Source organism: Blastococcus sp. HT6-30, from assembly GCF_039729015.1.
Taxonomy (GTDB): Bacteria; Actinomycetota; Actinomycetes; order Mycobacteriales; family Geodermatophilaceae; genus Blastococcus.
Map to the genome: position 1 here is coordinate 1,612,881 of NZ_CP155792.1, position 24,490 is coordinate 1,637,370.

The following is a 24,490-nucleotide window of genomic DNA, read 5'->3' on the forward strand; positions in this document are numbered from 1 at the left end:
CCGGCGGGGAAGACCGGTCCCACCCAGGTGGACCCGGCGCGCCCGGCGTCCGTACGATGGAACGGCGCCAGAGGTCTGTCGTGCCCTTCCCTCCAGGGAATGCCCGCGCCGGTTCTCCCCGCTGTACCTCCCCGCGGCCCGACGGCCGCGGGTCGTCCTGTCCCTACGCATAAACCGTCCGGAGCAACCAACCACATGACCTCTACTCAGGTCCGTCCTTCCAGCACTCCCCAGGTCGCCATCAACGACATCGGTACCGCCGAGGACTTCCTCGCGGCGATCGACCAGACGATCAAGTACTTCAACGATGGCGACATCGTCGAGGGCGTCATCGTCAAGGTGGACCGGGACGAGGTGCTGCTGGACATCGGCTACAAGACCGAGGGCGTCATCCCCTCGCGCGAGCTGTCCATCAAGCACGACGTCGACCCGAACGAGGTCGTCAGCGTCGGCGACGAGGTGGAAGCCCTGGTCCTCCAGAAGGAGGACAAGGAAGGGCGGCTGATCCTCTCCAAGAAGCGTGCGCAGTACGAGCGCGCCTGGGGCACGATCGAGGCGAAGAAGGAGGCCGACGAGGTCGTCACCGGCACCGTCATCGAGGTCGTCAAGGGCGGTCTCATCCTGGACATCGGCCTGCGCGGGTTCCTCCCGGCGTCGTTGGTCGAGATGCGTCGCGTCCGCGACCTGCAGCCCTACGTGGGCCGCGAGCTCGAGGCGAAGATCATCGAGCTCGACAAGAACCGCAACAACGTCGTCCTCTCCCGTCGCCAGTGGCTGGAGCAGACGCAGTCCGAGGTCCGCAGCGAGTTCCTCAATAAGCTCGCCAAGGGCCAGGTCCGCTCGGGTGTCGTCTCCTCGATCGTCAACTTCGGTGCGTTCGTGGACCTGGGCGGCGTCGACGGCCTGGTGCACGTCTCCGAGCTGTCCTGGAAGCACATCGACCACCCGTCCGAGGTCGTCGAGGTGGGCCAGGAGGTCACCGTCGAGGTCCTCGACGTCGACCTGGACCGCGAGCGGGTCTCCCTGTCGCTGAAGGCGACGCAGGAGGACCCGTGGCGTCAGTTCGCCCGCACGCACCAGATCGGGCAGGTCGTTCCCGGCAAGGTCACCAAGCTGGTCCCCTTCGGTGCGTTCGTGCGCGTCGACGAGGGCATCGAGGGCCTGGTCCACATCTCCGAGCTGGCCGAGCGCCACGTGGAGATTCCCGAGCAGGTCGTGCAGGTCGGCGACGAGATCCTGGTCAAGGTCATCGACATCGACCTGGACCGGCGCCGGATCTCGCTGTCCCTCAAGCAGGCCAACGAGGGCGTCGTCGGCGACGAGGACCAGTTCGACCCGGCCGCTTACGGCATGGCCGCGTCCTACGACGAGCAGGGCAACTACATCTACCCGGAGGGCTTCGACCCGGAGACCGGCGAGTGGCTCGAGGGCTACGACGAGGCCCGCGAGACGTGGGAGCGGCAGTACGCCGAGGCCCAGGCCCGCTTCGAGGCGCACCGCAAGCAGATCGCGGCGGCCAAGGAGGCCGACGCCGAGGCTGCGGCCGGCGGGAGCTACTCCAGCGCCGACGCCACGCCGGACGCCCCGGCCGCCGCCGGCGGCGGCGGCACCCTGGCCAGTGACGAGGCGCTCGCCGCGCTCCGTGCCAAGCTGGCCGGTGGCGAGTGACCTGAGGGTCTGACCCGCCAGCACCGCGCACGCCGAAGGCCCAGGACCGTTCCGGTCCTGGGCCTTCGGCGCTCCTGGTCGGGGGTGTCGAGGCCCCCGGGTACGACGAAGGGGCCCGTGGACGACGTCCACGGGCCCCTTCGGTCATGTGCCCGCGCTGTCCCCTCGCGGGCGTGGAGGCATCGGCGGCGGGACGGCCGGCGCGGAGCGTGCGGCGGTGTCGAGGACAGCAGACCTCAGCGGGCCGGCTCCTGAACCCGCCGGACGAGGGCGGGGTGCGCTCAGAGGCTGAGGATGATGGCGAACGCCGTGCGGGGGCGCCCGCCGGAGCCCGCGAGGAAGCTCCAGGTGTGACGGCCCGTGGTCGGCGTCTGGAACATCCAGCGCCACAGCGAGCTGCGGTGGGCGACGGCCGGCCGCTGGAACAGCATCCGCTCGCGGACGGCGGGGATGTCGGCGCAGCGCACACCCGTGGCAGAGCCGAGCCGGTGCCGACCGGCGGCGCGGGACGACGGGGATGCGGCGGGCGTGGAACGGGACATGTCTCGGTCTGCCTCTCTCGGCGGGGAAGATCGCCGCGGCAGACGTTAGTGGTGGTGCGCGTGTGACTACTGCGACGCGCCGGACGGGCTGGAGGCGTGTTACCGCTCCGTGATCTCCGCCCGAGTGGTCGCTACTGTGCGTACGTGCTGAGGATCGGACTGACCGGTGGGATCGGCTCGGGAAAGAGCACCGTGGCCCGGCTGCTGGCCGAACGCGGAGCGCTCGTCGTGGACGCCGACCGGATCGCCCGGGAGGTGCTCGAGCCCGGCACCCCAGGCCTCGCCGCCGTCGCGGACGAGTTCGGCGACGGCGTGCTCGCCCCCGACGGCTCGCTGGACCGGGGCGCGCTCGCCGCGGTGGTCTTCTCCGACGAGACGGCGCGGCGGCGACTGGATGCCCTCGTCCACCCGCTGGTCCGCAAGCGCTCCGCCGAGCTGGTCGCGGCGGCTCCGGCCGACGCCGTCGTCGTGAACGACGTGCCCCTGCTGGTGGAGACCGGCCAGGCCGGCTCCTACGACCTGGTGCTGGTGGTGGACACCGACGTCGAGACGCGGGTCGCGCGGCTGATCGAGCGAGGCCTGGCCGAAGCCGATGCCCGTGCCCGCATCGCGACCCAGGCCACCGACGAGCAGCGCCGCGCCGTCGCCGACGTCGTCATCGACAACAGCGGCAGCCTCGAGCAGCTGACCGAGCAGGTCGACAGGTTCTGGGCGGAGCGTATTGCGCCGGCCCGCGACTGACGCCGGCGTCGCTGCTCGGACGTCGTCGGCGGCGCGTGAGGCGGTCTCACGGGCGCGGTTCCAGGTCCGCTGTGCAGGTGGTCCTCGGGCGCTCCGGCACAGGAGGCCACGTGGGCCGTCGTGGAGGTCGTCGGTGACGGGGGCCGGACGGCCGACACCCACATGCGAAGAGCCCCAGGTCATCGACCTGGGGCTCCGTGTGGTGGGCGATACTGGGTTCGAACCAGTGACCTCTTCCGTGTCAAGGAAGCGCGCTACCACTGCGCCAATCGCCCGATCCGACCAGAAGGCCGGCTCCCTCCTCCGCGCTCGTGCCCCGCGAGGAGACGACGAGGTGGAGACGGGATTTGAACCCGTGTAGACGGCTTTGCAGGCCGTTGCCTCGCCTCTCGGCCACTCCACCGCACGCGGGCACCAGTCTCTCGACCGGTGCCCGAGGTTTCGAGCGGACGACGGGATTCGAACCCGCGACCCTCACCTTGGCAAGGTGATGCTCTACCACTGAGCCACGTCCGCGTTACGAAGAGAACTCTAGCGGACGTCCCGAGGGGGGTCGAAGGGGGGGTCCCCCCGCCCCCTTCCCAGGGGTGCCGCGTGAGTGTCTTCGCAGGTCAGCGCCCGGGGGAGTCCGGTCCGCCGTTGGACAGCAGGGCGTCGAGCTCCTGGTCCAGGTGCAGCAGGGTGCTCTCCGAGCCCGACGGCACCAGCGCCTCGGTGTGCCGCAGGAAAGCGGCGACCGTCCCGCGGGAGAGCTCGAAGAGCGCCTCACCCGACGGAGCCCGCAGGTGCAGGAAGAGCAGGTCGGCCGTCGCGTGGGCCGGCCAGACGCGGACGTCGCCGTCGCCGATCGGGTGCTCCAGGCCTGCCTGGAGCAGCTCGCGGCTCACGAGCCAGGCGATGCCTTCGTCGCCCTCGACCCTCCCGTCGGACTCACCGGTGTCGCCGAACGCGATCCGCACCGCGAACGGGTCGGCCGGGTCGTAGCAGAGCAGCGCCGGGACCTCGGTCCAGGACTGCGAGCCGACCAGCTGAAGAGTGATGGGGGAGATGTGGCCGGGCATCCATCGGCTCGTCATGTCAGGTCAACGACCGCGAGGACGAGGAGTGACGCTCGTCGGATGGTGGTGTCACACCCGCATCATGCGTCACAGGCGGGTGAGTCAAACCGGATCGGCGTGTCCTGTCGAGGGCCCCGTGTGACCATGGGTGCCGTGAGCCGATCGGTCCTCCGGCCGGAGGACGGCGTCGGCGACGTCGAACTCCTCCGCCGCATCCGCGCCGGTGACCGCAGTGCCGTCGACGAGCTGTACGACCGCTTCCGGCGGCCCGCCTTCGCGCTGGCCCGCCGGATCCTCGGCGACGACGGGCTCGCCGAGGACCTCCTCCAGGAGGTCTTCCTCATGGTCTGGCGCGACCCGAGCGGCTACGACCGGGCGCGTGGGAGCTTCGCCTCCTGGTTGCTGGCCGTGGTGCACCACAAAGCCGTCGACGCGGTGCGCCGGGAGGAGTCGCAGCGCCGCCGCCAGGCGCGGGCCGAGGACGAGGCCGTGCTCGGCGGCCCGGTGGCGGCCCGCGACGTGGAGGACGACGCCTGGTCCCGGGTGGTCGCCGAGCAGGTGCGCTCGGCGCTGGGCGAGCTCCCCGGGCCGCAGAAAAAGGTCCTCACGCTGGCCTACTACGGCGGCTACACCCAGCGGGAGGTGGCGGCGCTGACCGGGACGCCGCTCGGCACGGTCAAGACCCGGATGCTCGCGGGGATGCGGCGGCTGAGGCCGGAGCTCGGCGGGGCGTCCGGCCCGGTGGGTGGAGGAGCGCTCGACGACGGCGCGCCGGGAGGCGGGGCGGAGCGATGAACGGCGAGCACGCGCACGACGAGATGGCGGTGGGCTGGGCCCTGCACGCGCTGGAGCCCGAGGACGAGGCCGCCTTCAGCCGGCACCTCCCCACCTGCGAGCGCTGCGCCCGCACCGTCGCCGAGACCTCGGAGGTCATGGCCGCCATGGCGCACGACCTGCCGGCGGCCGAGCCGTCGCCGGGCCTCCGGGCCCGCCTGCGCGCCGCGGTCGAGCAGACCGAGCAGTCGCCACCCGCCGGGACCGCACCCGTGCCCGCGACGCCCGCCACCCCGGTGAGCGCGGCGGAGCGGGCCGGCCCGCGGCCGGTGCCGCGTCCCGCGCGGCCGGCCGGACGGCGTCTGCCGACCCGCGCCCTGGCCGCGGCCGCCGCGGTCGTCGGCCTCGGCCTGTGGGTCGTCGCGCTGGACCGGTCGCGGGACGACCTGAACGCGACGATCGCGGCCCAGGAGGAGGTCGTCGCCGAGCTCCTGCGGCCGGGGCGGGCGACCATCGCGCCGCTCACCGCCGACGACCGGCAGGTGGCGGCCGTGGTGGTCCGGGACGGTGCGCTGCAGGTGGTCACCGACGGGCTGGAGCGCAACGACCCGGCGTCGACGACGTACGTGGTGTGGGGGCTCGGCGAGAGCGAACCCGTGGCGCTCGGGACGTTCGACGTCGCTGGGTCACAGATCGAGGTCCGGACCGTAGGCTCCGAGGAGATCGGGACCGACGACTTCCCTGGCTACGGCATCAGCATCGAGCCCGGTCGGCAGGCTCCGTCGGCTCCGACGGAGGTCGTCGCAACCGGGCAGGTGACCAGCTGAGCGCATCGAGGACCACGACACCGGCGATGGGACACCCGCAGCCCGAGACCGCCGACGAGCGGCGTGCCCGTTACGACAACGACGAGGTGCACAGCCTCCGCGAGCGGGTGGCCGGCGCGCGCTGGCGACGGCGGCTGGCGGCCCGCCGCAGCGTCAACCACGGCTACCGCGTCGGCGTCGGGGTCGTGGGCGGGCTGATCGTCGCCCTGGGGCTGGCCACCATCCCGCTGCCGGGCCCGGGGTGGCTCACCGTCATCGCCGGCCTCTTCGTCCTCGCCACCGAGTTCACCTGGGCCGAGCGCCTGCTGGAGTTCACCAAGCGCCACGTCACGCGCTGGACCGACTGGGTCACCGCCCAGCCGGTGTGGGTGCGGTTGCTGCTGGGACTGGCGACCGCGGCGTTCGTCTACGGCATCCTCGTGGTCGCCCTGCACATGATGGGCGTGCCCGGCTGGGTGCCGGGGTGGGTGCCGCTCTGGCGATGAGCGTCTGGCACAATCGGACGCGTGCCGGGCGATTGGCTCAGTGGTAGAGCGCTTCGTTCACACCGAAGAGGTCACTGGTTCGAACCCAGTATCGCCCACCGGTACGGCAGGCCCGGTCCGCAGCAGCGGACCGGGCCTCCGGCTTTTCCGGAGGCGGCGCGGCACGCCCGATCGCGGGACCATGGGCGGGTGAGCGCCCAGCCCGATCGCACGGCCCGGCTGCAGCTGATCCTGGATCGGGACGGAGCCACCTGCCTCTGGTGCGGGCGAGCCTTCTCCGCGCAGGTCCGGCCCACCACCGAGCACGTCGTGCCGCGCGTCAAGGGCGGCCCGTCCTGGCTGGAGAACGAGGTCGCCGCCTGCGGTCGCTGCAACGGGGAGCGCGGGCACCGCACGCCGGTCGAGTGGCTGGAGGAGTGCCGGCGGCGCGGCTGGCCGGCCGACGAGGACCGCCTGGCGCGCACCCTGGAGGCGCTGACGGAGGCGATCGCCCGCACCGGCGGCCAGCGGCGGGCCCGGCCCTACCTGGACGGCCAGCTCCGCCGCCTGCGGCGTGCGCGGGACGCCGCCTAAGGTCGCCACCGTGACGACGGCCGGGCGCGTGGCGCAGATCTGGGTCTACCCCGTGAAGTCCCTCGGTGGGACCGCGCGGGAGCGGGTGCGGCTGGCCCCCACCGGCCCGGAGGGCGACCGCGCCGCCACCGTCGTCGACGCGGCGACGGGGGAGGTCGTGCGGAGCAAGCACGCGCCCGGGCTGGCGGGACTCGCACCCACCGGCGATCCGGCCGCCGACGAGCGGGCGGTGTCGCAGGCGCTGGGCCGCGACGTGCGCATCCGTCCGGCAGAGGGCGGGTCCGGAGCCGATGCGGCGGCCGTCCACCTGGTCTCCCGCCAAGCCATCGAACGGGCCGCCGACGGCGATGTCCCGGAGGGGTGCTCGGCCGAGGACCCGCGGGCGAACGTGCTGCTCGACCTCCCCGACGGCGACGAGCGCGGCTGGGTCGGCCGGATCGTGCGCATCGGGGATGCCGAGCTCACGATCACCCGGACGCCGAAGCACTGCCTCGGGGTGTACGCGGAGGTGCGACGGCCCGGCGAGATCACCGTCGGCGACGCCGTCCTGCTCTAGCCTGCGGCCGTGACCCCTCGCCGGTCCGCGGTTCTCGCCGTCCTGGTGGTGCTGCTGGCCGGTTGTGGCGCGGAGCCGCAGCCGACGGCACCTGACGCCACCACCACGGCCGCCGCTCCGCAGCCGGGCGAACCGGAGAGCATCACCGTCCTGGCCACCGGCGACGTCCTCGTCCACCAGGGCCGCGCGCTCACCGCCGGCGCGCTCCGGGACGGCGGCAGGTACGACCTCAACGGGGTCTTCGCGCCGGTCGCCGACCTCATCGGCGCAGCCGACCTCGCCATCTGCCACCTCGAGACGCCGGTGGCTCCCGACGGCGGCTCCTACCGCGGCTACCCCGGCCTCGCGGTCCAGCCGGAGATCGTCGACGCGCTCGCGGAGGCGGGCTACGACCTGTGCTCGACGGCCTCCAACCACTCCCTCGACGCCGGCACCGACGGCCTGGTGCGCACCCTGGACGTCCTCGACGCCGCCGGCATCGCGCACACCGGCACCTACCCCTCGCCGGCCGAGAGCACCGAGCCGGTCCTCCTGGACGTGGACGGCGTGCGGATCGGGCACGTGGCCGGGACGTTCGGCCTCAACGGCGTGCCCCTGCCCGCCGGCCGCGAGTGGTCGGTCGACGTCGTCGCCGTGCCGGACGTCGCCCCGATGCTGGCGGCCGCCGCCCGGGCCCGCGCCGCCGGGGCGGAGGTCGTCGTCGCGAGCCTGCACTGCTGCCTGGAGTACCGGCACGAGCCGACGGCGGAGCAGGAGACGGCGGTGCGGGCGCTGCTCGCCTCGCCGGACGTGGACCTCGTGCTCGGCCACCACGCGCACGTGGTGCAGCCGGTCGAGCGGATCGACGGCGAGTGGGTCGCCTACGGCCTCGGCAACCACGTCGCCGAGCACGCCACCCGCGGCTACCCGACGGAGGACTCCGTGGCGGCACGGTTCACCTTCACCCGGGGCTCGGACGGCCGGTTCGCCGTGACCTCGGCGGAGGCGGTGCCGCTGGCCATCGAGCTGGGCGACGCCGCGGTCACGGTGCGACCGGCCGATCCGGCGACCTACGAACGGGTCGCCGGGGTGCTCGACATGCGGGGCGCCGTCGCCGACGGGCTGGTGGTCGCGCCGCGGTGAAAGGGCTGCGGGTCCGGCCGGGAGCGCGCACTAGGCTCGGAGCCGGTGACCGGCCTGCCCGGCCCGCCGACGACGCCGCACACGACCCCCTGGAGCCCCTGTGTCGACCCCGCCCTCGCCAACCGCAGTCGGACCGATCCGGGTGCCGGCCGGGACGACGGCGCAGCAGGCGCTGAAGGACGCCGGCGTCCCGCTCAAGGGTCCCGATGGGGCCGTGGTCGTCCGCGACCTCGCCACCGGCGACCTCAAGGACCTGGCCTGGACCCCGGACGCCGACGCCGAGGTGGACCCGGTGGCGGCCGCCAGCGGCGACGGCCGTGCGGTCATCCGGCACTCGGCCGCGCACGTGCTCGCGCAGGCGGTGCAGGACCTGTTCCCGGGCACCCGCCTGGGCATCGGCCCGCCGGTCGAGAACGGCTTCTACTACGACTTCGACCCCGAGCGCCCGTTCACCCCCGAGGACCTCAAGGCGCTCGAGAAGCGGATGACCGAGATCGTCCGGGCGGGGCAGCACTTCAGCCGGCGCGAGATCAGCGACGCCGACGCCGAGGCCGAGCTGGCGCACGAGCCCTACAAGCTCGAGCTCATCGGCCTCAAGGGCGGTGCTGGTGAGGCGGCCGAGGGGGCCGACGTCGAGGTGGGCAGCGCGCAGCTGACCATGTACGACAACCTCGACCCGCGCAGCGGCGACCGGGTGTGGACCGACCTGTGCCGCGGCCCGCACCTGCCGCGGACCTCGGGCATCCCGGCCTTCAGCCTCACCCGCAGCGCTGCCGCGTACTGGCGCGGCAGCGAGAAGAACCCGCAGCTGCAGCGGGTGTACGGCACCGCCTGGGAGAGCAAGGACGCCCACAAGGCCTACCTGGAGCACCTGGCCGAGGCCGAGCGGCGCGACCACCGGCGGCTGGGCGCCGAGCTGGACCTGTTCAGCTTCCCCGACGAGATCGGCTCCGGCCTGGCGGTGTTCCACCCCAAGGGCGGCGTCGTCAAGCGGGAGATGGAGGACTACGTCCGCCGCCGGCACATCGAGGAGGGCTTCGACTACGTCGGCAGCCCGCACATCAGCAAGGGCGGGCTCTTCGAGACCTCGGGCCACCTGCCGTACTACGAGGACACCATGTTCCCGGCCATGGACCTGGAGAACTCGAAGTACTACCTCAAGGCCATGAACTGCCCGATGCACAACCTGATCTTCCGGTCGCGCGGGCGGTCCTACCGCGAGCTGCCGCTGCGGTTCTTCGAGTTCGGCTCGGTGTACCGCTACGAGAAGTCCGGGGTGGTGCACGGCCTGACCCGCGTGCGCGGGCTGACCCAGGACGACTCGCACAGCTACGTCACCCCCGAGCAGGCCCCCGGCGAGATCCGGCACCTGCTGCACTTCGTGCTGAGCCTGCTGCGGGACTTCGGCCTCGACGACTACTACCTCGAGCTGTCCACCCGGGGGGAATCGGAGAAGTTCATCGGCTCCGACGAGCAGTGGGCGGAGGCCACCGCCGTCCTGGAGGAGGCTGCGCGCGAGACCGGTCTGGAGCTCGTCCCCGACCCGGGCGGCGCGGCGTTCTACGGGCCCAAGATCTCGGTGCAGGCGCGCGACGCCATCGGCCGTACCTGGCAGATGTCGACCATCCAGTACGACTTCAACCAGCCCGCCCGGTTCGGCCTGGAGTACACGACCGGCGACGGGTCCCGCCAGCAGCCGGTGATGATCCACTCGGCGAAGTTCGGCTCGATCGAGCGCTTCTTCGGCGTCCTCACCGAGCACTACGCCGGCGCCTTCCCGGCGTGGCTCGCCCCGGTGCAGGCCGTGGGCATCCCGGTCACCGACGAGCAGGTGCCCTACCTGACCGACGTCGCCCTGAAGCTGCGCGCCCGTGGCATCCGGGTGGAGATCGACGACTCCGACGACCGGATGCAGAAGAAGATCCGCACCGCGTCGAAGCAGAAGGTGCCCTTCGTGCTCATCGCCGGGGCCACCGACGCCGAGGCCGGCGCGGTCTCCTTCCGCTTCCGCGACGGCAGCCAGGACAACGGGGTCGCCGTGGACGACGCCGTCGAGCGGATCGCCGCCTGGATCGCGGCCCGGAGCAACGCCGACCCGACGGCCGAGAACGCGGCGGTTCCCGGATGAGCGGGGACAACGCCCCGTACCGCGTGCCGGTGTCCTCCGACGACGGAGGCCCGGCGACGGTCTTCGAGCACCTCTGGACGCCGTACCGGATGGCCTACATCCGCGGGGAGGGCAAGCCCACCGGCGCCCACGACTGCCCGTTCTGCGTCATCCCCACCCTCGACGACGAGGAGGGGCTGATCGTGGCCCGCGGCGCCTCGGTGTTCGCAGTCCTGAACCTGTACCCGTACAACGCCGGCCACCTGATGCTCGTGCCGTACCGGCACGTGCCCGACTACACCGACCTCACCGCCGACGAGGTGGCCGAGCTCGGCGCCTTCACCCAGACGGCGATGCGGGTGGTGCGGTCGGTCACCGGCGCGCACGGGTTCAACATCGGGATGAACCAGGGGTCGGTGGCGGGGGCCGGCATCGCCGACCACCTGCACCAGCACGCCGTGCCGCGCTGGGGTGGCGACACCAACTTCATGCCGGTCATCGGCCTCACCCGGGTGCTTCCGCAGGTGCTGCGGGAGACCCGGGCGCTGCTGGCCACCGCCTGGGCCGAGCACGTCGTCCCGGCCGGCCCTGGGCCGTCCGCCCGCCCCGCCACCGCTGAGCCGTCCGCCCGCCCCGCCACCGCTGAGCCGTCCGCCCGCCCCGCCACCGCTGAGCCGTCCGCCCGCCCCGCCACCCCGACGGAGGCCTGAGTGCTCGGCGTCAACGCCCGGCCCGTCGTGGCGAAGGTGATCAACCCGGTCGTCACCCGGCTGGCCCGGGTGGGGGTCAGCCCCGACATGGTCACCATCACCGGCACCGTCGGTGCGATCGCCGGGGCCGCCGGGCTCATCGCCACCGGTCACCTCTTCTGGGGCGCCTTCACCGTCACGGTCTTCGTCCTGCTCGACATGCTCGACGGCGCTCTGGCGCGGCTTCGCGGGGGCGGCTCGGTGTTCGGCGCGGTGCTGGACTCCACCGGCGACCGCGCCGCCGACGCCGCGATCTTCGGCGCGCTGGTCTGGTGGTTCGCGGGCAGCGGCGACAACCGCCTCCTCGTGCTGCTCGCGCTGCTCTGCCTCGTGCTCGGCGTCCTCACCTCCTACATCAAGGCGCGCGCCGAGGGCATGGGCCTGGCGTGCGACGTCGGGGTCGTCGAGCGCACCGAGCGGCTCATCCTCGTCCTGACCGGGACCGGTTTCACCGGCCTCGGCATCCCCTACGCGGTGCACGTGGCCCTCTGGGTGCTGCTGGTCGGCAGCGCGGTCACGGTGGGACAGCGCGTGCTCGCCGTGAAGCGCGCCGCCGACGGACGGCGGATCGAGCCGTGAGCGGCGCCCGCGCCCAGGTGGCCGAGCGGCTGGCCGACACCGGCTACGCGGCCGGCTGGCGGGCGGTGCGGATGCTGCCCGAGCCGGTCGCCCGAACGCTGTTCGAGCGCGCCGGTGACTGGGCCGCCCGACGGGACGCCGCCGGGGTGCGGCGGCTGCGGGCCAACCTCGGCGTCGTCACCGGGGGCCGGCTGACCGAGGCGGAGCTCGACGCGCTCACCCGCCGCGCGATGCGGTCCTACGCGCGCTACTGGCAGGAGGCCTTCCGGCTGCCCGCGCTCGGCGTCGACCGGATCCTCGAGGGCAGCGTCGTGGCGGGGACCGAGCACCTGGCGGCCGCGCGGGCCCAGGGGCGGGGCATGGTGGTCGCCCTGCCGCACAGCGGGAACTGGGACGCCGCCGGCGTCTGGTTCGTCGACTGGCTCGGTGCGCCGTTCATGACGGTGGCCGAGCGGCTCCGGCCGGAGTCCCTCTACCGCCGGTTCCTCGACTACCGCGAAACCCTGGGCATGCGCGTCGTCCCCCTCACCGGCGGCCCCCGGCCGAGCTCGGAGGTGCTCCGCGACTGGCTGGACGAGGGTGGAGCCAGCTGCCTGCTCGTCGACCGCAACCTCGGGGCGGGTGGCGTCCCGGTCACCTTCTTCGGCCGGCCGGCCACCATGCCCGGCGGCGCCGCGTTGCTCGCCGACCGCACCGGCGCCGCGCTCCTCCCGGCCGTCTGCCACTTCAGCGAGCAGGGCTGGCGGATGCGCATCTACCCCGAGGTGCCGGTGCAGGGGCCCGGCCGGCTCAGGGACCGGGTCGCCGGTGCGATGCAGGGCGTCGCCGACGCGTTCGCCGTCGGCATTGCCGAGCGACCCGAGGACTGGCACATGCTGGGCCGCGTCTGGCCCGACGTGCCGGAGGACCGGCCCCGTCCCGGCGGGGACGAGCTCCGCTGATGCGCATCGGCCTGGTCTGCCCGTACCGGTGGGACGTCCCCGGGGGCGTGCAGTACCACGTGCGCGACCTGGCCGAGACGCTGCGCGGCATGGGCCACCACGTCGAGGTGCTGACCCCGGCCGAGCGGGAGGAGTCGGTCAGCGATCCGTTCCTCACCTTCGCCGGGCGCACCGTCCCCGTGCCCTACAACGGGTCGATGGCGAGCCTGCAGTTCGGGCCGGTGTCGGCCGCGCGAGTGCGCCGCTGGCTGCGCGAGGGCCGCTTCGACGTCGTCCACGTGCACGAGCCGGCCACGCCCTCGGTGTCGCTGCTGGTGTGCATGATCGCAACCGGCCCCATCGTGGCGACGTTCCACGCGGCGACCACGCGCTCCAAGTGGCTGGCCGCCGTCGGGCCGATGACCCGGCCGTGGCTGGAGAAGATCAGCGGCCGGATCGCCGTCTCGGACTTCGCGCGCCGGGTGCAGGTCGAGCACCTCGGCGGCGACGCGGTGATCCTGCCGAACGGGGTGCACGTGCCGTTCTTCGCCGAGGGCCCGACGCTGCCCGGTCTCGGGCGCGGCGCCGGCGCTCCGCCGACCATCGGCTTCCTGGGCCGGTACGACGAGCCCCGCAAGGGCCTGCCGGTCCTGCTCGAGGCGATGCACGGCGTGGTCCGGAGCCACCCCGCCGTGCGGCTGCTGGTCGCCGGGCGGGGCGACGCCGACGAGCTGTGGCGGCTGGTGGGGGAGGAGCTGCGCCCGCACGTGACGCTGCTCGGCGAGATCTCCGAGGCGGAGAAGGCCGCCTTCCTCCGGTCGGTTGACGTGTACTGCGCGCCCAACCTGCTGGGCGAGTCGTTCGGCGTGATCCTCATCGAGGCGATGGCGGCGGGTGCCCCCATCGTGGCCAGCGACCTCGACGCGTTCTCCCGCGTCCTCGACGGCGGTGCGGCGGGGGTGCTGGTCCGCCGCAACGACGCCGCGGCCCTGGGGCGGGCGCTGGGCGAGCTCCTCGCCGACCCGGATCGCCGCGCCGAGCTCGCCGCCCGGGGCTCCGTGGCGGCGGCGCGCTACGACTGGCAGGTGCTCGCCCGCCGCATCCTCGCCGTCTACGAGACGGTGCTGCCTCCCGGCGGTGGCGTGGTCACGGCGGGTACCCACGACGACTTCCCGGCGGTGCCGCCGACAGGCACCGCGGCACGACCTCCCCGCATCCTGCGGCCGCGCCGCTAGCCTCCATCCCCGTGACGCCCGAGGCCTGGTTGCTGCTCGCCGCCGGTGTCCTCCTGGTCCTGCTCGCCTGGGCCGGGTGGACCCTCACCCGCCTGCGGCGGCTCGCCGCGCGGGTGGACCGGGCGTGGGCGACGCTGGACGCCCAGCTGCAGCGCCGGGCGGGGCTGGCCGAGGAGCTCGCCCGCAGTTACCCGGCGGCCCTGGGTCCGGAGCTGGCCGCCCGGCTGGCCGCCGACGCGGCCGAGGCACGGACCCCGCGGAGCGACGGTGACCGGGAACTGGCCGAGAACGCGCTCGGCCACGACCTGCACGAGCTGCCGGCCGACCTGCCGGGCGTGCCGGCGGCGCTGCGCGCGGATCTCGCGGGAACCCAGACGCGGGTCGCGCTGGCCCGGCGGTTCTACAACGACGCGGTCCGGGACACCCGGGAGTTGCGCGGCCACCGGTTCCCGCGCTGGGTCGGACTGCACCGGTCCCACCGGCTGCCGCGGTACTTCGACATCGACGACCGGCTGGGCGCCGTGATCAGGGACGCCGACCCGGCGGGCCGCCGGTCGGGCTGACGGCCGTAAGATCGGGCGCAACTCATCTCGGCGACCGAAGGCGGACACCAGTGGCAGGGCACCTCGACCGGACGGGCAGCGCGACCGGGACCGACCGGGTGAAGCGCGGGATGGCCGAGCAGCTCAAGGGCGGCGTCATCATGGACGTCGTCACCCCGGAGCAGGCGAAGATCGCCGAGGACGCCGGCGCGGTCGCGGTCATGGCGCTGGAGCGGGTGCCGGCCGACATCCGCGCCCAGGGCGGCATCGCGCGCATGAGCGACCCCGACATGATCGAGGGCATCATCGGCGCGGTCTCGATCCCCGTCATGGCCAAGGCCCGCATCGGGCACTTCGTCGAGGCGCAGGTGCTGCAGGCGCTCGGGGTCGACTACATCGACGAGTCCGAGGTGCTGAGCCCCGCCGACGAGGCCCACCACATCGCCAAGAGCGAGTTCACCGTGCCGTTCGTGTGCGGCGCCACCGACCTGGGGGAGGCGCTGCGCCGGATCTCCGAGGGCGCGGCGATGATCCGCTCGAAGGGCGAGGCGGGTACCGGCAACGTCGTCGAGGCGACCCGGCACATGCGTGCCCTGCGCGCGGGGATCAAGCGCCTGGCCACCCTCGACGAGACCGAGCTGTTCGTCGCCGCGAAGGAGCTGCGCGCGCCGTACGACCTGGTGGCGGAGGTCGCCCGCCTGGGCAAGCTGCCCGTCGTCCTCTTCACCGCCGGTGGCATCGCCACCCCGGCCGACGCGGCGATGATGATGCAGCTCGGCGCCGAGGGCGTGTTCGTCGGCTCGGGCATCTTCAAGTCCGGCGACCCGGCCCAGCGCGCGGCAGCGATCGTGCAGGCGACGACGTTCTTCGACGATCCCGACGTCATCGCCAAGGTCTCCCGGAACCTGGGAGAGCCGATGGTGGGCATCGACGTCGCGATGCTCCCGGAGAGCGAGCGGTACGCCACCCGCGGGTGGTGAGCGTGGACGTCCAGCGCCGCATCGCCGGGCTGGACGTCGCGCGCGGGCTGGCCGTCCTCGGCATGTTCGCCGCCCACATGAACGTGGGCGGCGAACTGCGGCCGGACCCGCGTACCTGGTCCGCGCTCGTCGACGGCCGCTCGTCGATCCTCTTCGCCACCCTGGCCGGCGTCTCGGTCGCCCTGCTCTCCGGGCGCACCCGGCCGCCCGCCGGCCGCGAGCTGACCCGGGTGCGGCTGCCGGATCCTCGCCCGCGCGCTCTGGGTGTTCGCGATCGGCTGGGTACTGCAGCAGCTGGGCACCTTCGTCGCGGTCATCCTCGGCGTCTACGGGGTGCTCTTCGTCCTGGTGCTGCCGTTTCTCCGCTGGCCGGTGCGCCGGCTGCTCGTCACCGCGGCCGCCGTCGCCGTCGCCGTCCCGCCGCTGCTCGTGGTCGCCGGGCAGGCGCTCACCACCGCGGGGGTGGCGGACGCGCTCGTCCCCTCGCTGCTGGTCACCGGCTACTACCCGGCGCTGCTGTGGATCGTCTTCGTCCTGGTCGGACTGGCGGTGGGGCGTCTCGACCTGTCCTCCGTCGCCGTGCGGCGCCGGGTGGCCGCGACGGGCGGTGTCGCCGCGGTCGTCGGCTACGGCGGTGGCTGGCTCAGCGCGCGGCTGCTGGCCGGTGGTGTGCCGTCCGCTGGCCCGGAGACCGGCTTCGGCGTCCCGGGGATCGTCAGCATCCGCTGGCTGACCGGCGCCGAACCGCACAGCGGGACCACCTTCGAGGTCGTCGGCTCCACCGGGTTCGCCCTCCTGGTGGTGGTGGCCTGCCTGCTGGTGGCCGAGCGGCTGCCGCGTCCGGCCGCGCCGTTCGCCGCGGTGGGGGCGATGGCGCTGACCGTGTACTCCGCCCACCTCCTGGCCATCCGGATCCTCATGGACGCCACGCCGGGCCGGGTGCAGGGCCCGGTGCTGTGGCTGTGGTTCGCCGGAGCCGCGCTGGTCGGCGCCGTCGTGTGGCGGCGCACGGTGGGCCGCGGACCGCTGGAGTCACTGCTCACCTGGACCTCGAGCCGGGCGGCCGGGCTCGCCCCGTCGTCCCCGGCCCGCTGAGCGGCGCCGTAGCGTGGGCGGCCGTGTCCACCGGCTCCGCACGTCCTGTCATCGGGGTCCTGGCGCTCCAGGGCGACGTCCGCGAGCACGTGGCCGCGTTGTGGGCCGAGGGCGCCGACCCCCGGCCGGTGCGCCGCCCGGAGGAGCTCGACGGCGTGCACGGCGTCGTCGTCCCGGGTGGCGAGTCGACGACGATGGCCAGGCTCGCCGGCCGGTTCGGCCTGCTGGAACCCCTGCGGGACGCCGTGCGCGCGGGCCTGCCCGCCTACGGCACGTGCGCCGGCATGATCCTGCTGGCCGACCGGCTGCTGGACGCGCCGCCGGACCAGCCGACGATCGGTGGCCTGGATGCCACCGTGCGGCGGAACGCCTTCGGCCGGCAGGTCGACTCCTTCGAATCGCGCGTGGATCTGGCCGGTCTGGACGGCGGCGCGCTCCACGCGGTCTTCATCCGGGCGCCGTGGGTCGAGGAGGCCGGCCCCGGGGTCGAGGTCCTCGGCCGGGTCGTCGGGGGTCCGGCCGACGGTAGGATCGTCGCGGTCCGCCAGGGGAACGTGGTGGCCACCAGCTTCCACCCGGAGTTGACCGGGGACCGCCGGGTGCACGCGCTGTTCGTCGACATCGTGCGCGGTCACCTGGCCGAGAGGGCCGGCCTGGACGCCGGGGACGAGAGGGGACTGCCGTGAGCGGCCATTCCAAGTGGGCGACGACGAAGCACAAGAAGGCCGGCATCGATGCCAAGCGGGGCAAGCTCTTCGCCAAGCTGATCAAGAACATCGAGGTCGCGGCCCGCACCGGCGGCGGTGACCCGGCGGGCAACCCGACGCTGTTCGACGCCATCCAGAAGGCCAAGAAGAGCTCGGTCCCCAACGACAACATCGACCGCGCCGTCAAGCGCGGCGCCGGCCTCGAAGCCGGCGGCGTCGACTACCAGGGCATCACGTACGAGGGCTACGCCGCGGGCGGCGTCGCCGTGCTCATCGAGTGCCTGACCGACAACAAGAACCGCTCGGCCATGGAGGTCCGCACCGCCATGACCCGCAACGGCGGTTCGATGGCGGACCCGGGATCGGTCTCCTACCTCTTCTCCCGCAAGGGCGTCGTGGTCGTGCCCCGGGCCGACGGCGTCGACGAGGACAGTGTGCTCCTCGCCGTCCTGGACGCCGGTGCCGAGGAGGTCCGCGACCTCGGCGACACCTTCGAGGTGCTGTGCGAGCCCGGTGACCTCATCGCCGTGCGCACGGCGCTGCAGGATGCGGGCATCGACTACGACTCCGCCGAGGCCGGCTTCCAGCCCAGCGTGCAGGTGGAGCTCGACGAGGACGGCGCGGGCAAGGTATTCCGGCTCATCGACGCCCTCGAGGACCTCGACGACGTGCAGAACGTCTACGCGAACTACGACGTGCCCGACGAGGTCATGGAGAAGGTCGCGGCCGAAGCCTGACGCCCGGGCGAGGCGGTCGACGAGCCCGTGGGCGTGTTGCGGGCGCGCGCCGGGAGCTTGCGGTTAGCGTAGGTCGAACAAGCGTTCGGTTCGGCGGAAGGCTTCTCATGCGGGTGCTCGGCATCGACCCGGGTCTCACCCGGTGCGGCTGGGGTGTGGTCGACGGGCGTCCCGGCGCGCGTCCCTCGGCGATCGGGGTCGGCGTGGTCCGCACCGTGCCGGAGCTCGACCTGGAGCTGCGGCTGCTGGAGCTGCACACCGCGGTGACGGCGCTCCTGCGCGAGCACCGGCCCGACGTCGTGGCGATCGAGCGGGTCTTCACCCAGAACAACAGGGGCACCGCCACGGGGACGGCGCAGGCGGCCGGCGTCGCCGCGCTCGCCGCGGCGCAGGCCGACCGGCCGGTCGCCTGGCACACCCCCAGCGAGGTCAAGGCGGCCATCTCCGGCAACGGCCGCGCGGACAAGGATCAGGTCACCCTGATGGTCACCCGGGTCCTCGGGCTCGCCGCCGCCCCCAAGCCGGCCGACGCCGCCGACGCGCTGGCCCTCGCGGTCTGCCACGCATGGCGCGGCCCGGCCCAGCAGCGGCTGCGCACCGCCGCGATCGCCGGCGGCATCGGCGCCCCCGTGCGCGCCACCACGCTGCCGCGCTGGACGGGGGTGGCGGCCCGATGATCGCCAGCGTGCACGGCCGCGTGGCCGCCGTGGGGCCCGACGGCGCCGTCGTCGAGGTCGGCGGGATCGGCCTGGCGGTGCAGTGCACCCCCGGCACGATCGCCCGGCTGCAGGTGGGCGAGGCCGCGCGGCTGGCCACCAGCCTCGTGGTGCGCGAGGACTCGCTCACCCTGTACGGCTTCGCCGACGACGACGAGCGCCAGCTGTTCGAGCTGCTGCAGACGGCGAACGGCGTCGGCCCGCGCCTGGCCCAGGCCGTGCTGGCCATCCACCCGCCGCGGGAGGTCCGCCGGGCGGTGTCGATGGCCGACGTCAAGGCCCTCATGCAGGTACCCGGCATCGGGAAGAAGGGTGCCGAGCGGCTCATCCTCGAGCTGCGCGACCGCCTCGGCTCGACCAGCACCGACACCGCGCTGGACGCGCCGGCGCCCGCCGGCCTGCCGGTCACCCCGGTGGCCCCGTGGCGCGACCAGCTCACCTCGGCGCTCGTCGGGCTCGGCTGGAGCGCCAAGGAGGCCGAGAACGCGGTCACCCAGCTCGCGCCGGTGGCCGACGAGCAGGTCGTCGCGACGGGCAGCGTCGAGGTCGCGGTGCTGCTGCGCCAGGCCCTCCAGCTCCTGGGCAGGGCATGAGCGCCCCGTTCGACCGCTCGCTGACCGGCGAGCTGGCCGGTGAGGTGCCCCCGGAGTGGGCGGTGTCTCCGCAGGCCGGCGACGAGGAGCGGGTCGTCGAGTCCGCGCTGCGGCCGCACTCGCTGGAGGACTTCATCGGCCAGCCGAAGGTGGCCCGCCAGCTCGCTCTCGTCCTCGAGGGCGCCAAGCGGCGTGGCCGCACCCCCGACCACGTGCTGCTGTCCGGGCCGCCCGGGCTGGGGAAGACGAGCCTGGCGCTGATCATCGGCTCCGAGCTCGGCACGTCGGTGAAGATCACCAGCGGGCCCGCCATCGAGCGCTCCGGCGACCTCGCCGCCATGCTCTCCAACCTCGCGCCCGGCGACGTCCTGTTCATCGACGAGATCCACCGCATCGCCCGCCCCGCCGAGGAGCTCCTCTACATGGCGATGGAGGACTTCCGGGTCGACGTCGTCGTCGGCAAGGGGCCCGGTGCCACGGCCATCCCGCTGGAGATCAACCCGTTCACCCTCGTGGGCGCCACCACCCGTGCCGGGCTGCTCACCGGCCCGCTGCGCGACCGGTTCGGCTTCGTCGGCCAGATGGAGTTCTACGAACCCGCCGACCTGCGGCGGGTGCTCGCCCGCAGCGCCGCGCTGCTCGGCGTGGAGCTGACCGACGAGGGCTCGGCCGAGATCGCGGGCCGGTCCCGGGGCACCCCCCGGATCGCCAACCGGCTGCTGCGCCGGGTGCGCGACTACGCCGAGGTCGAGGCCGACGGCCGGGTCACCCGCGAGGTCGCCGAGGCGGCGCTGGCCCTCTACGACGTCGACCACCTCGGCCTGGACCGTCTCGACCGCGCCGTCCTCGAGGCGCTCGTGGTCAAGTTCGGTGGCGGGCCGGTGGGCGTCGCCACCCTCGCGGTGGCGGTGGGGGAGGAGCCGCACACCGTCGAGGAGGTGTGCGAGCCCTTCCTCGTGCGGGCGGGCCTGCTGGCCCGCACCCCGCGCGGGCGCGTCGCCACCGAAGCCGCCTGGCAGCACCTCGGACGCCCGGTGCCGCGGGGCGGCGTCCCCCTCGGGCGGGTCACAGCAGACCCGCAGGCACCGGGGTCGTCGTCAGAAGCACTGTTCGACGCCTAGACTCCCGGACGCTGGCGCGCAACTCGCAGGCCGGGGACGCGCGCGTCCCGTCCGCCCGCGCGTGCCGGTGCCGACGTACCCGAGCGGTCCCGTCCCGGACCGCACCACCGCGGAGCACCAGCCGCGGAAGAGAGGCGCACCTGTCGTGGAGTTCTTCCCGCTGATCATGCTGGCCCTGCTGGCCGTCGTGCTGTTCGTGCTGCCCGCCCGGCAGCGCAAGCGCATGCAGGAGCAGAACGCCGCCATGCAGGCCTCGCTCACGATCGGCACCCCGGTCATGACCTCCAGCGGGCTGCACGGCACCGTCGCCGCGCTGGGTGACACCACGGTCGACCTGGAGATCGCTCCCGGCGTCGTCGTCACGTTCGCCCGCCAGGCCGTCCTCGAGGTGCGGCGCCCGGCCGACGCGACGCAGGCGGTCGACGACGACCCCTCGCGCCCGGCCGACGGCACCGTCTGACCCGGACGACCTCCGTGGCCAACCGCTCGCTCCCCGCGGGGCGCTACTTCGCCGCGTTCGCGCTGATCGTGGCGCTCCTCTACGGGCTCGTCTTCTTCACCGGGGACACCCGGACCCCGCAGCTCGGGCTGGACCTGCGCGGCGGCACGACCGTCACGCTGACCGCCCGCACGCCGGACGGCCAGGCGCCGGCCCAGGAGGACCTGGAGCTGGCCCGCCGGATCATCGAGCAGCGGGTGAACGGCCTCGGCGTCGCCGAGGCCGAGGTGGTCACCGAGGGTGACTCCAACATCGTCATCTCCGTCCCCGGGGACGACGGCGAGCAGGCCCGCGAGCTCGGCGCCACGGCGCAGCTGCGCTTCCGGCCGGTCCTCGACGGGCCCGCCGCCGCCACCCCGGCCGAGGAGGCCACCGACGAGGAGGCCACCGACGAGGGCGCCGAGACGGCAGACGGTGGCCCGACCGGGGACGCCGCCGAGGCGACCGGCGATGCGAGTGGCGACGAGGCCACCGCCGACGAGCCCACCGGCGATGCCGTCGCCGACCCGGCGCTCCCGGACCCCGACGCCCCCGCCGTCACGCTGGAGGAGGCGGCCGCGGCCTACGCGACCCTCACCTGCGAGGCCGAGAACCTCATCGGTGAGGTCTCGCGGCCCGACGACCACGTCGCCGCCTGCAGCGAGGACGGCGCCGCCAAGTACCTGCTCGGCCCCACGATCATCGAGGGCACCGAGATCGCCGACGCCAGCGCCGCCACGGACCCGACCGACGGCAGCTGGGTCGTCCTGCTGGACTTCGAGTCCGGGGGGCGCGAGACCTGGGCCGCCTACACGGCCGCCAACGTCGGGGCCAGCGTCGCCTTCACGCTGGACGGCCGGGTGATCTCCGCCCCGACCATCCAGGGGGCGATCAACGGGCAGACCACCATCACCGGTGACTTCGACCAGGAGTCGGCCACGGAGCTGGCCAACCAGCTCAAGTACGGCGCCCTGCCGCTCACCTTCACGCAGGCGACCGCGCAGTCGATCTCCACCGAGCTCGGCGAGGAGCAGTTGGAGGCCGGCCTGATCGCCGGCGCCATCGGCATCGCGCTGGTGTTCGTCTACGCGCTCCTCTACTACCGGCTGCTCGGCCTGGTCATGATCGCCAGCCTCGCGCTGTCGGCGGTGGTCGTCTACGGCTGCCTGATCCTGCTCGGCCGCGAGATCGGCTTCACGCTGAGCCTGGCCGGCATCGCCGGGTTCATCGTGTCCATCGGCATCACCGCCGACTCGTTCGTCGTCTACTTCGAGCGCCTCAAGGACGAGATCCGCGAGGGCCGGTCGCTGCGCTCGGCGGTGCCGCGGGCCTGGGTCCGTGCGCGCCGCACGATCCTCTCGGCCGACGCGGTCAGCTTCCTGGCGGCGGCGATCCTCTACCTGCTGGCGATCGGCGACGTGAAGGGCTTCGCGTTCACGCTCGGTATGTCGACCGTTCTGGACCTCGTGGTCGTCTTCCTCTTCACCCACCCGCTAATGGCGGTGCTGTCCCGGCTCAAGGGCTTCGGCCGGAACCGGTTCTCCGGTCTGGGCCGGGTGCAGCACACCCGCCGTCCGGACGCCGGTGCGCCGGCCCGCGGCCGTGAGCTCGTCGGCGCCGCCTCCGGGGCGGGCCGCCAGGACAGGAGCACCTCATGACCCGCCCCACCGACCCGGCGGAGCAGGCGCAGGTGGGCGTCGGCGAGGACGCGCTCGCCGACGCCGGGCTGCCGCAGGACCCCGGAGGCGACGACGTCCCGGCGGCTCCCGCGACGGGAGGCGGCCGGCGCGGGAGCCTCACCCAGCGGCTGTACAACGGGGAGGCCGGGCTGGACGTCGTCGGCCGCAGCCGGCTGATCTACAGGATCACCGCGGTGGTCGTGCTGCTGTGCATCGCCTCGATGGTCTTCCGGGGCTTCAACTTCGGCATCGACTTCGAGGGCGGCAACAGCTTCCGGCTGCCCGGCACCGAGCAGCAGCTGCAGGAGGCCCGAGCCGCGGCGGAGGACGCCGGGGCGGAGGTCGCCACCGCCCAGGTGGTCGGCGGCAACACCCTGCTCCTGCGCACCGCGCAGCTGGACAACGAGACAGAGCGCGCCGTCGTGGACGCGGTGGCCGACGCGGTCGGCATCGCGCCGGACCAGGTCAGCCCCGAGTCGGTCAGCGCCGAGTGGGGCGAGGACATCACCAGCCAGGCGCTGGTGGCGCTCGTGGTCTTCCTCGTCGCCGTGGTGCTCTTCCTGGCTGTGCGCTTCCAGCCGAAGATGGCGGTCGGCGCGATGGGCGCGCTGGCGCACGACATCATCGTGACCGCCGGTGTCTACGCGCTGGTCGGTTTCGAGGTGACCCCCTCGACCGTCATCGGCTTCCTCACCATCCTGGGGTTCTCCCTCTACGACACCGTCGTGGTCTTCGACAAGGTCGACGAGAACACCCGCGGCCTCGAGCGCAGCGCCCGCATGACGTGGGGCGAGGCGGCGAACCTCGCGGTCAACCAGACGCTGATGCGGTCCATCAACACGTCGGTCATCGCGCTGCTGCCGGTCGCCGGCCTGCTCTTCGTCGGTGCCGGGCTGCTCGGCGTCGGCACGCTCAAGGACCTCGCGCTGGTGCTGTTCGTCGGCCTGGCCGCCGGCACCTACTCGTCGATCTTCCTGGCGACGCCGATCGTGGCCGACCTCAAGGAGCGCGAGCCGGCCCAGGAGGCGCTGCGCCGCCGGGTGCTCGCCCGGCGCTCCTCGGCGGCCCGCACCGGTGGTGCCCCGGCCGGGCCGGTGGCCAGCGCCCGCCGGCGCCGACCGGGCGGCGCGACTGCCGTGGCCGACCTGCCGGGGACGGTGACCGCGGACGTCGTCGTCGAGTCGCCGGCCTCGGTCCGGCCGGACGGAGCGCGGGGTGCCACCCTGGCGCCGCGTCCGGGTGCCCGCCCACAGCGCCCCGACGGCCGCAGCCGGCCCATGGTCAAGCGCCGCCGGTGAGCGGTCCCACCGAGCAGCCGCTCGACGAGCTCATCGCCTCGCTCACGGTCGACGTGCCCGACCACCCGCAGCCCGGCGTCGTCTTCCGCGACCTCACGCCCGTCTTCGCCGACGGGGTGGCCTTCCGGCGCATGGTCGACGGGCTGGCGGCGCCGGCGGTCTCCGACCCGCGGGCGGCCGCGCTGGCGGCCAGCAGCCCGGGGAGGCACGACTTCGACGTCGTCGTCGGCGTGGAGGCACGCGGGTTCCTGCTCGCGGCGGCGGTCGCGCTGGACGCCGGGGTGGGCGTCGTCCCGGTGCGCAAGGCTGGGAAGCTGCCGCGTGAGCGGATCGCGGCGGATTACGCGCTGGAGTACGGCACCGCGACGCTGGAGCTGCACTCCGACTCGATCAGGCCCGGTCAGCGGGTGCTGGTCGTCGACGACGTGCTGGCCACCGGCGGCACGCTGGCGGCCGCGGTCGCCCTGGTCGAGCAGCTGGGCGGGGTGGTCGCCGCGGTCTCGGTCGTCGTGGAGCTCGCCGCGCTCGGCGGGCGGCAGGTGCTGGTACCGCACGCCGTGCACGCCCTCTGGACGACCTGACCGGGGGAGAAGGCACTCGTCGGCGCG

At 73.9% G+C, this 24,490-nt stretch carries 27 protein-coding genes and 4 tRNA genes; 26 read left to right on the forward strand and 5 right to left on the reverse strand.

Annotation, left to right across the window (positions count from 1 at the left end; all coding sequences use genetic code 11):
• The first annotated feature begins 195 nt into the window (after positions 1-195).
• Positions 196-1,668, forward strand: coding sequence for a 30S ribosomal protein S1 (gene rpsA, locus ABC795_RS07745; RefSeq protein ID WP_347060403.1), 1,473 nt, complete (start codon positions 196-198; stop codon positions 1,666-1,668).
• A 281-nt stretch (positions 1,669-1,949) separates the two neighbouring features.
• On the opposite strand, the gene ABC795_RS07750 is transcribed toward rpsA, so the two are convergent.
• Entirely contained in the window at positions 1,950-2,210 is a 261-nt protein-coding gene (locus ABC795_RS07750; protein ID WP_347060404.1) for a hypothetical protein, read from the reverse strand.
• Positions 2,211-2,354: 144 nt separating this feature from the next.
• Here ABC795_RS07750 and coaE point away from each other — a divergent pair, with 144 nt between their 5' ends.
• Complete coding sequence (gene coaE / locus ABC795_RS07755; RefSeq protein ID WP_347060405.1) at positions 2,355-2,951, forward strand: dephospho-CoA kinase; 597 nt, start codon at positions 2,355-2,357, stop codon at positions 2,949-2,951.
• Between the two features lie 200 nt (positions 2,952-3,151).
• On the opposite strand, the gene ABC795_RS07760 is transcribed toward coaE, so the two are convergent.
• The 4 genes from ABC795_RS07760 to ABC795_RS07775 all read right to left on the reverse strand — a co-directional run bounded on the left by ABC795_RS07760 (position 3,152) and on the right by ABC795_RS07775 (position 4,012).
• Positions 3,152-3,226: transfer RNA gene (locus ABC795_RS07760), tRNA-Val, on the reverse strand.
• 57 nt (positions 3,227-3,283) lie between these two features.
• Positions 3,284-3,354: transfer RNA gene (locus ABC795_RS07765), tRNA-Cys, on the reverse strand.
• A gap of 41 nt (positions 3,355-3,395) precedes the next feature.
• A tRNA-Gly gene (locus ABC795_RS07770) sits at positions 3,396-3,467 on the reverse strand.
• Positions 3,468-3,562: 95 nt separating this feature from the next.
• Complete coding sequence (locus tag ABC795_RS07775; RefSeq protein ID WP_347060406.1) at positions 3,563-4,012, reverse strand: SsgA family sporulation/cell division regulator; 450 nt, start codon at positions 4,010-4,012, stop codon at positions 3,563-3,565.
• Positions 4,013-4,153: 141 nt separating this feature from the next.
• On the opposite strand from ABC795_RS07775, the gene ABC795_RS07780 reads away from it, so the two are divergent.
• From ABC795_RS07780 to ABC795_RS07895, 24 genes are all read left to right on the forward strand, one after another.
• Positions 4,154-4,804 carry a sigma-70 family RNA polymerase sigma factor gene (locus ABC795_RS07780; protein ID WP_347060407.1) on the forward strand — a complete coding sequence of 217 codons (651 nt, stop codon included), beginning with the start codon at positions 4,154-4,156 and terminating at the stop codon, positions 4,802-4,804.
• The gene (locus ABC795_RS07785) at positions 4,801-5,610 is read left to right on the forward strand and encodes an anti-sigma factor (RefSeq protein ID WP_347060408.1); all 810 of its coding nucleotides are present in this window, start codon (positions 4,801-4,803) and stop codon (positions 5,608-5,610) included. The genes ABC795_RS07780 and ABC795_RS07785 overlap by 4 nt, the downstream gene beginning before the upstream one ends.
• Before the next feature lie 26 nt (positions 5,611-5,636).
• Complete coding sequence (locus ABC795_RS07790; RefSeq protein ID WP_347060409.1) at positions 5,637-6,095, forward strand: PGPGW domain-containing protein; 459 nt, start codon at positions 5,637-5,639, stop codon at positions 6,093-6,095.
• Between the two features lie 26 nt (positions 6,096-6,121).
• Positions 6,122-6,193, forward strand: a tRNA-Val gene (locus tag ABC795_RS07795).
• 91 nt (positions 6,194-6,284) lie between these two features.
• Positions 6,285-6,668 carry an HNH endonuclease gene (locus ABC795_RS07800; protein WP_347060411.1) on the forward strand — a complete coding sequence of 128 codons (384 nt, stop codon included), beginning with the start codon at positions 6,285-6,287 and terminating at the stop codon, positions 6,666-6,668.
• Positions 6,669-6,678: 10 nt separating this feature from the next.
• Complete coding sequence (locus ABC795_RS07805) at positions 6,679-7,224, forward strand: MOSC N-terminal beta barrel domain-containing protein (protein WP_347060412.1); 546 nt, start codon at positions 6,679-6,681, stop codon at positions 7,222-7,224.
• 9 nt (positions 7,225-7,233) lie between these two features.
• Positions 7,234-8,346: a CapA family protein gene (locus ABC795_RS07810; protein ID WP_347060413.1), complete on the forward strand. Its 1,113-nt coding sequence runs from the start codon at positions 7,234-7,236 to the stop codon at positions 8,344-8,346.
• Positions 8,347-8,488: 142 nt separating this feature from the next.
• Complete coding sequence (gene thrS / locus ABC795_RS07815) at positions 8,489-10,474, forward strand: threonine--tRNA ligase (RefSeq protein ID WP_347060414.1); 1,986 nt, start codon at positions 8,489-8,491, stop codon at positions 10,472-10,474.
• Positions 10,471-11,163, forward strand: coding sequence for an HIT domain-containing protein (locus ABC795_RS07820; protein WP_347060415.1), 693 nt, complete (start codon positions 10,471-10,473; stop codon positions 11,161-11,163). Before thrS ends, ABC795_RS07820 begins: the two co-directional genes overlap by 4 nt.
• Positions 11,164-11,781, forward strand: a complete 618-nt coding sequence (pgsA, locus tag ABC795_RS07825) for a phosphatidylinositol phosphate synthase (RefSeq protein WP_347060416.1) — start codon at positions 11,164-11,166, stop codon at positions 11,779-11,781.
• The gene (locus tag ABC795_RS07830) at positions 11,778-12,722 is read left to right on the forward strand and encodes a phosphatidylinositol mannoside acyltransferase (RefSeq protein ID WP_347060417.1); all 945 of its coding nucleotides are present in this window, start codon (positions 11,778-11,780) and stop codon (positions 12,720-12,722) included. Before pgsA ends, ABC795_RS07830 begins: the two co-directional genes overlap by 4 nt.
• On the forward strand, positions 12,722-13,936 hold the full coding sequence (locus ABC795_RS07835) for a glycosyltransferase family 4 protein (RefSeq protein WP_347060418.1): 1,215 nt from the start codon (positions 12,722-12,724) through the stop codon (positions 13,934-13,936). Before ABC795_RS07830 ends, ABC795_RS07835 begins: the two co-directional genes overlap by 1 nt.
• An 11-nt stretch (positions 13,937-13,947) precedes the next feature.
• Entirely contained in the window at positions 13,948-14,499 is a 552-nt protein-coding gene (locus ABC795_RS07840; protein ID WP_347060419.1) for a hypothetical protein, read from the forward strand.
• Positions 14,500-14,549: 50 nt separating this feature from the next.
• A complete protein-coding gene (gene pdxS, locus ABC795_RS07845; protein ID WP_347060420.1) occupies positions 14,550-15,458 on the forward strand; it encodes a pyridoxal 5'-phosphate synthase lyase subunit PdxS in 909 nt (302 codons plus the stop codon).
• 264 nt (positions 15,459-15,722) lie between these two features.
• The gene (locus tag ABC795_RS07850) at positions 15,723-16,553 is read left to right on the forward strand and encodes a DUF418 domain-containing protein (RefSeq protein WP_347060421.1); all 831 of its coding nucleotides are present in this window, start codon (positions 15,723-15,725) and stop codon (positions 16,551-16,553) included.
• 23 nt (positions 16,554-16,576) lie between these two features.
• Positions 16,577-17,239: a pyridoxal 5'-phosphate synthase glutaminase subunit PdxT gene (gene pdxT, locus ABC795_RS07855; protein ID WP_347060422.1), complete on the forward strand. Its 663-nt coding sequence runs from the start codon at positions 16,577-16,579 to the stop codon at positions 17,237-17,239.
• On the forward strand, positions 17,236-17,997 hold the full coding sequence (locus tag ABC795_RS07860) for a YebC/PmpR family DNA-binding transcriptional regulator (RefSeq protein WP_347060423.1): 762 nt from the start codon (positions 17,236-17,238) through the stop codon (positions 17,995-17,997). Before pdxT ends, ABC795_RS07860 begins: the two co-directional genes overlap by 4 nt.
• 107 nt (positions 17,998-18,104) lie before the next feature.
• Positions 18,105-18,674, forward strand: a complete 570-nt coding sequence (gene ruvC, locus ABC795_RS07865) for a crossover junction endodeoxyribonuclease RuvC (RefSeq protein ID WP_347060424.1) — start codon at positions 18,105-18,107, stop codon at positions 18,672-18,674.
• Positions 18,671-19,306, forward strand: a complete 636-nt coding sequence (gene ruvA / locus ABC795_RS07870) for a Holliday junction branch migration protein RuvA (protein ID WP_347060425.1) — start codon at positions 18,671-18,673, stop codon at positions 19,304-19,306. The genes ruvC and ruvA overlap by 4 nt, the downstream gene beginning before the upstream one ends.
• Entirely contained in the window at positions 19,303-20,427 is a 1,125-nt protein-coding gene (gene ruvB / locus ABC795_RS07875) for a Holliday junction branch migration DNA helicase RuvB (protein ID WP_347060426.1), read from the forward strand. Before ruvA ends, ruvB begins: the two co-directional genes overlap by 4 nt.
• A gap of 145 nt (positions 20,428-20,572) precedes the next feature.
• On the forward strand, positions 20,573-20,887 hold the full coding sequence (gene yajC, locus ABC795_RS07880; RefSeq protein WP_347060427.1) for a preprotein translocase subunit YajC: 315 nt from the start codon (positions 20,573-20,575) through the stop codon (positions 20,885-20,887).
• Positions 20,888-20,901: 14 nt separating this feature from the next.
• Positions 20,902-22,563: a protein translocase subunit SecD gene (secD, locus tag ABC795_RS07885; protein ID WP_347060430.1), complete on the forward strand. Its 1,662-nt coding sequence runs from the start codon at positions 20,902-20,904 to the stop codon at positions 22,561-22,563.
• Complete coding sequence (gene secF, locus ABC795_RS07890) at positions 22,560-23,882, forward strand: protein translocase subunit SecF (protein WP_347060431.1); 1,323 nt, start codon at positions 22,560-22,562, stop codon at positions 23,880-23,882. The genes secD and secF overlap by 4 nt, the downstream gene beginning before the upstream one ends.
• A complete protein-coding gene (locus tag ABC795_RS07895; protein WP_347060432.1) occupies positions 23,879-24,463 on the forward strand; it encodes an adenine phosphoribosyltransferase in 585 nt (194 codons plus the stop codon). The genes secF and ABC795_RS07895 overlap by 4 nt, the downstream gene beginning before the upstream one ends.
• Positions 24,464-24,490 lie beyond the last annotated feature (27 nt).

Coding starts and splice junctions, on each gene's coding strand:
- rpsA (WP_347060403.1), top strand. CDS start 196: ATGACCTCTACTCAGGTCCGTCCTTCCAGCACTCCCCAGGTCGCCATC.
- ABC795_RS07750 (WP_347060404.1), bottom strand. CDS start 2,210: ATGTCCCGTTCCACGCCCGCCGCATCCCCGTCGTCCCGCGCCGCCGGT.
- ABC795_RS07775 (WP_347060406.1), bottom strand. CDS start 4,012: ATGCCCGGCCACATCTCCCCCATCACTCTTCAGCTGGTCGGCTCGCAG.
- ABC795_RS07780 (WP_347060407.1), top strand. CDS start 4,154: ATGGGTGCCGTGAGCCGATCGGTCCTCCGGCCGGAGGACGGCGTCGGC.
- ABC795_RS07785 (WP_347060408.1), top strand. CDS start 4,801: ATGAACGGCGAGCACGCGCACGACGAGATGGCGGTGGGCTGGGCCCTG.
- ABC795_RS07790 (WP_347060409.1), top strand. CDS start 5,637: ATGGGACACCCGCAGCCCGAGACCGCCGACGAGCGGCGTGCCCGTTAC.
- ABC795_RS07820 (WP_347060415.1), top strand. CDS start 10,471: ATGAGCGGGGACAACGCCCCGTACCGCGTGCCGGTGTCCTCCGACGAC.
- ABC795_RS07835 (WP_347060418.1), top strand. CDS start 12,722: ATGCGCATCGGCCTGGTCTGCCCGTACCGGTGGGACGTCCCCGGGGGC.
- ruvC (WP_347060424.1), top strand. CDS start 18,105: ATGCGGGTGCTCGGCATCGACCCGGGTCTCACCCGGTGCGGCTGGGGT.
- ruvA (WP_347060425.1), top strand. CDS start 18,671: ATGATCGCCAGCGTGCACGGCCGCGTGGCCGCCGTGGGGCCCGACGGC.
- ruvB (WP_347060426.1), top strand. CDS start 19,303: ATGAGCGCCCCGTTCGACCGCTCGCTGACCGGCGAGCTGGCCGGTGAG.
- secF (WP_347060431.1), top strand. CDS start 22,560: ATGACCCGCCCCACCGACCCGGCGGAGCAGGCGCAGGTGGGCGTCGGC.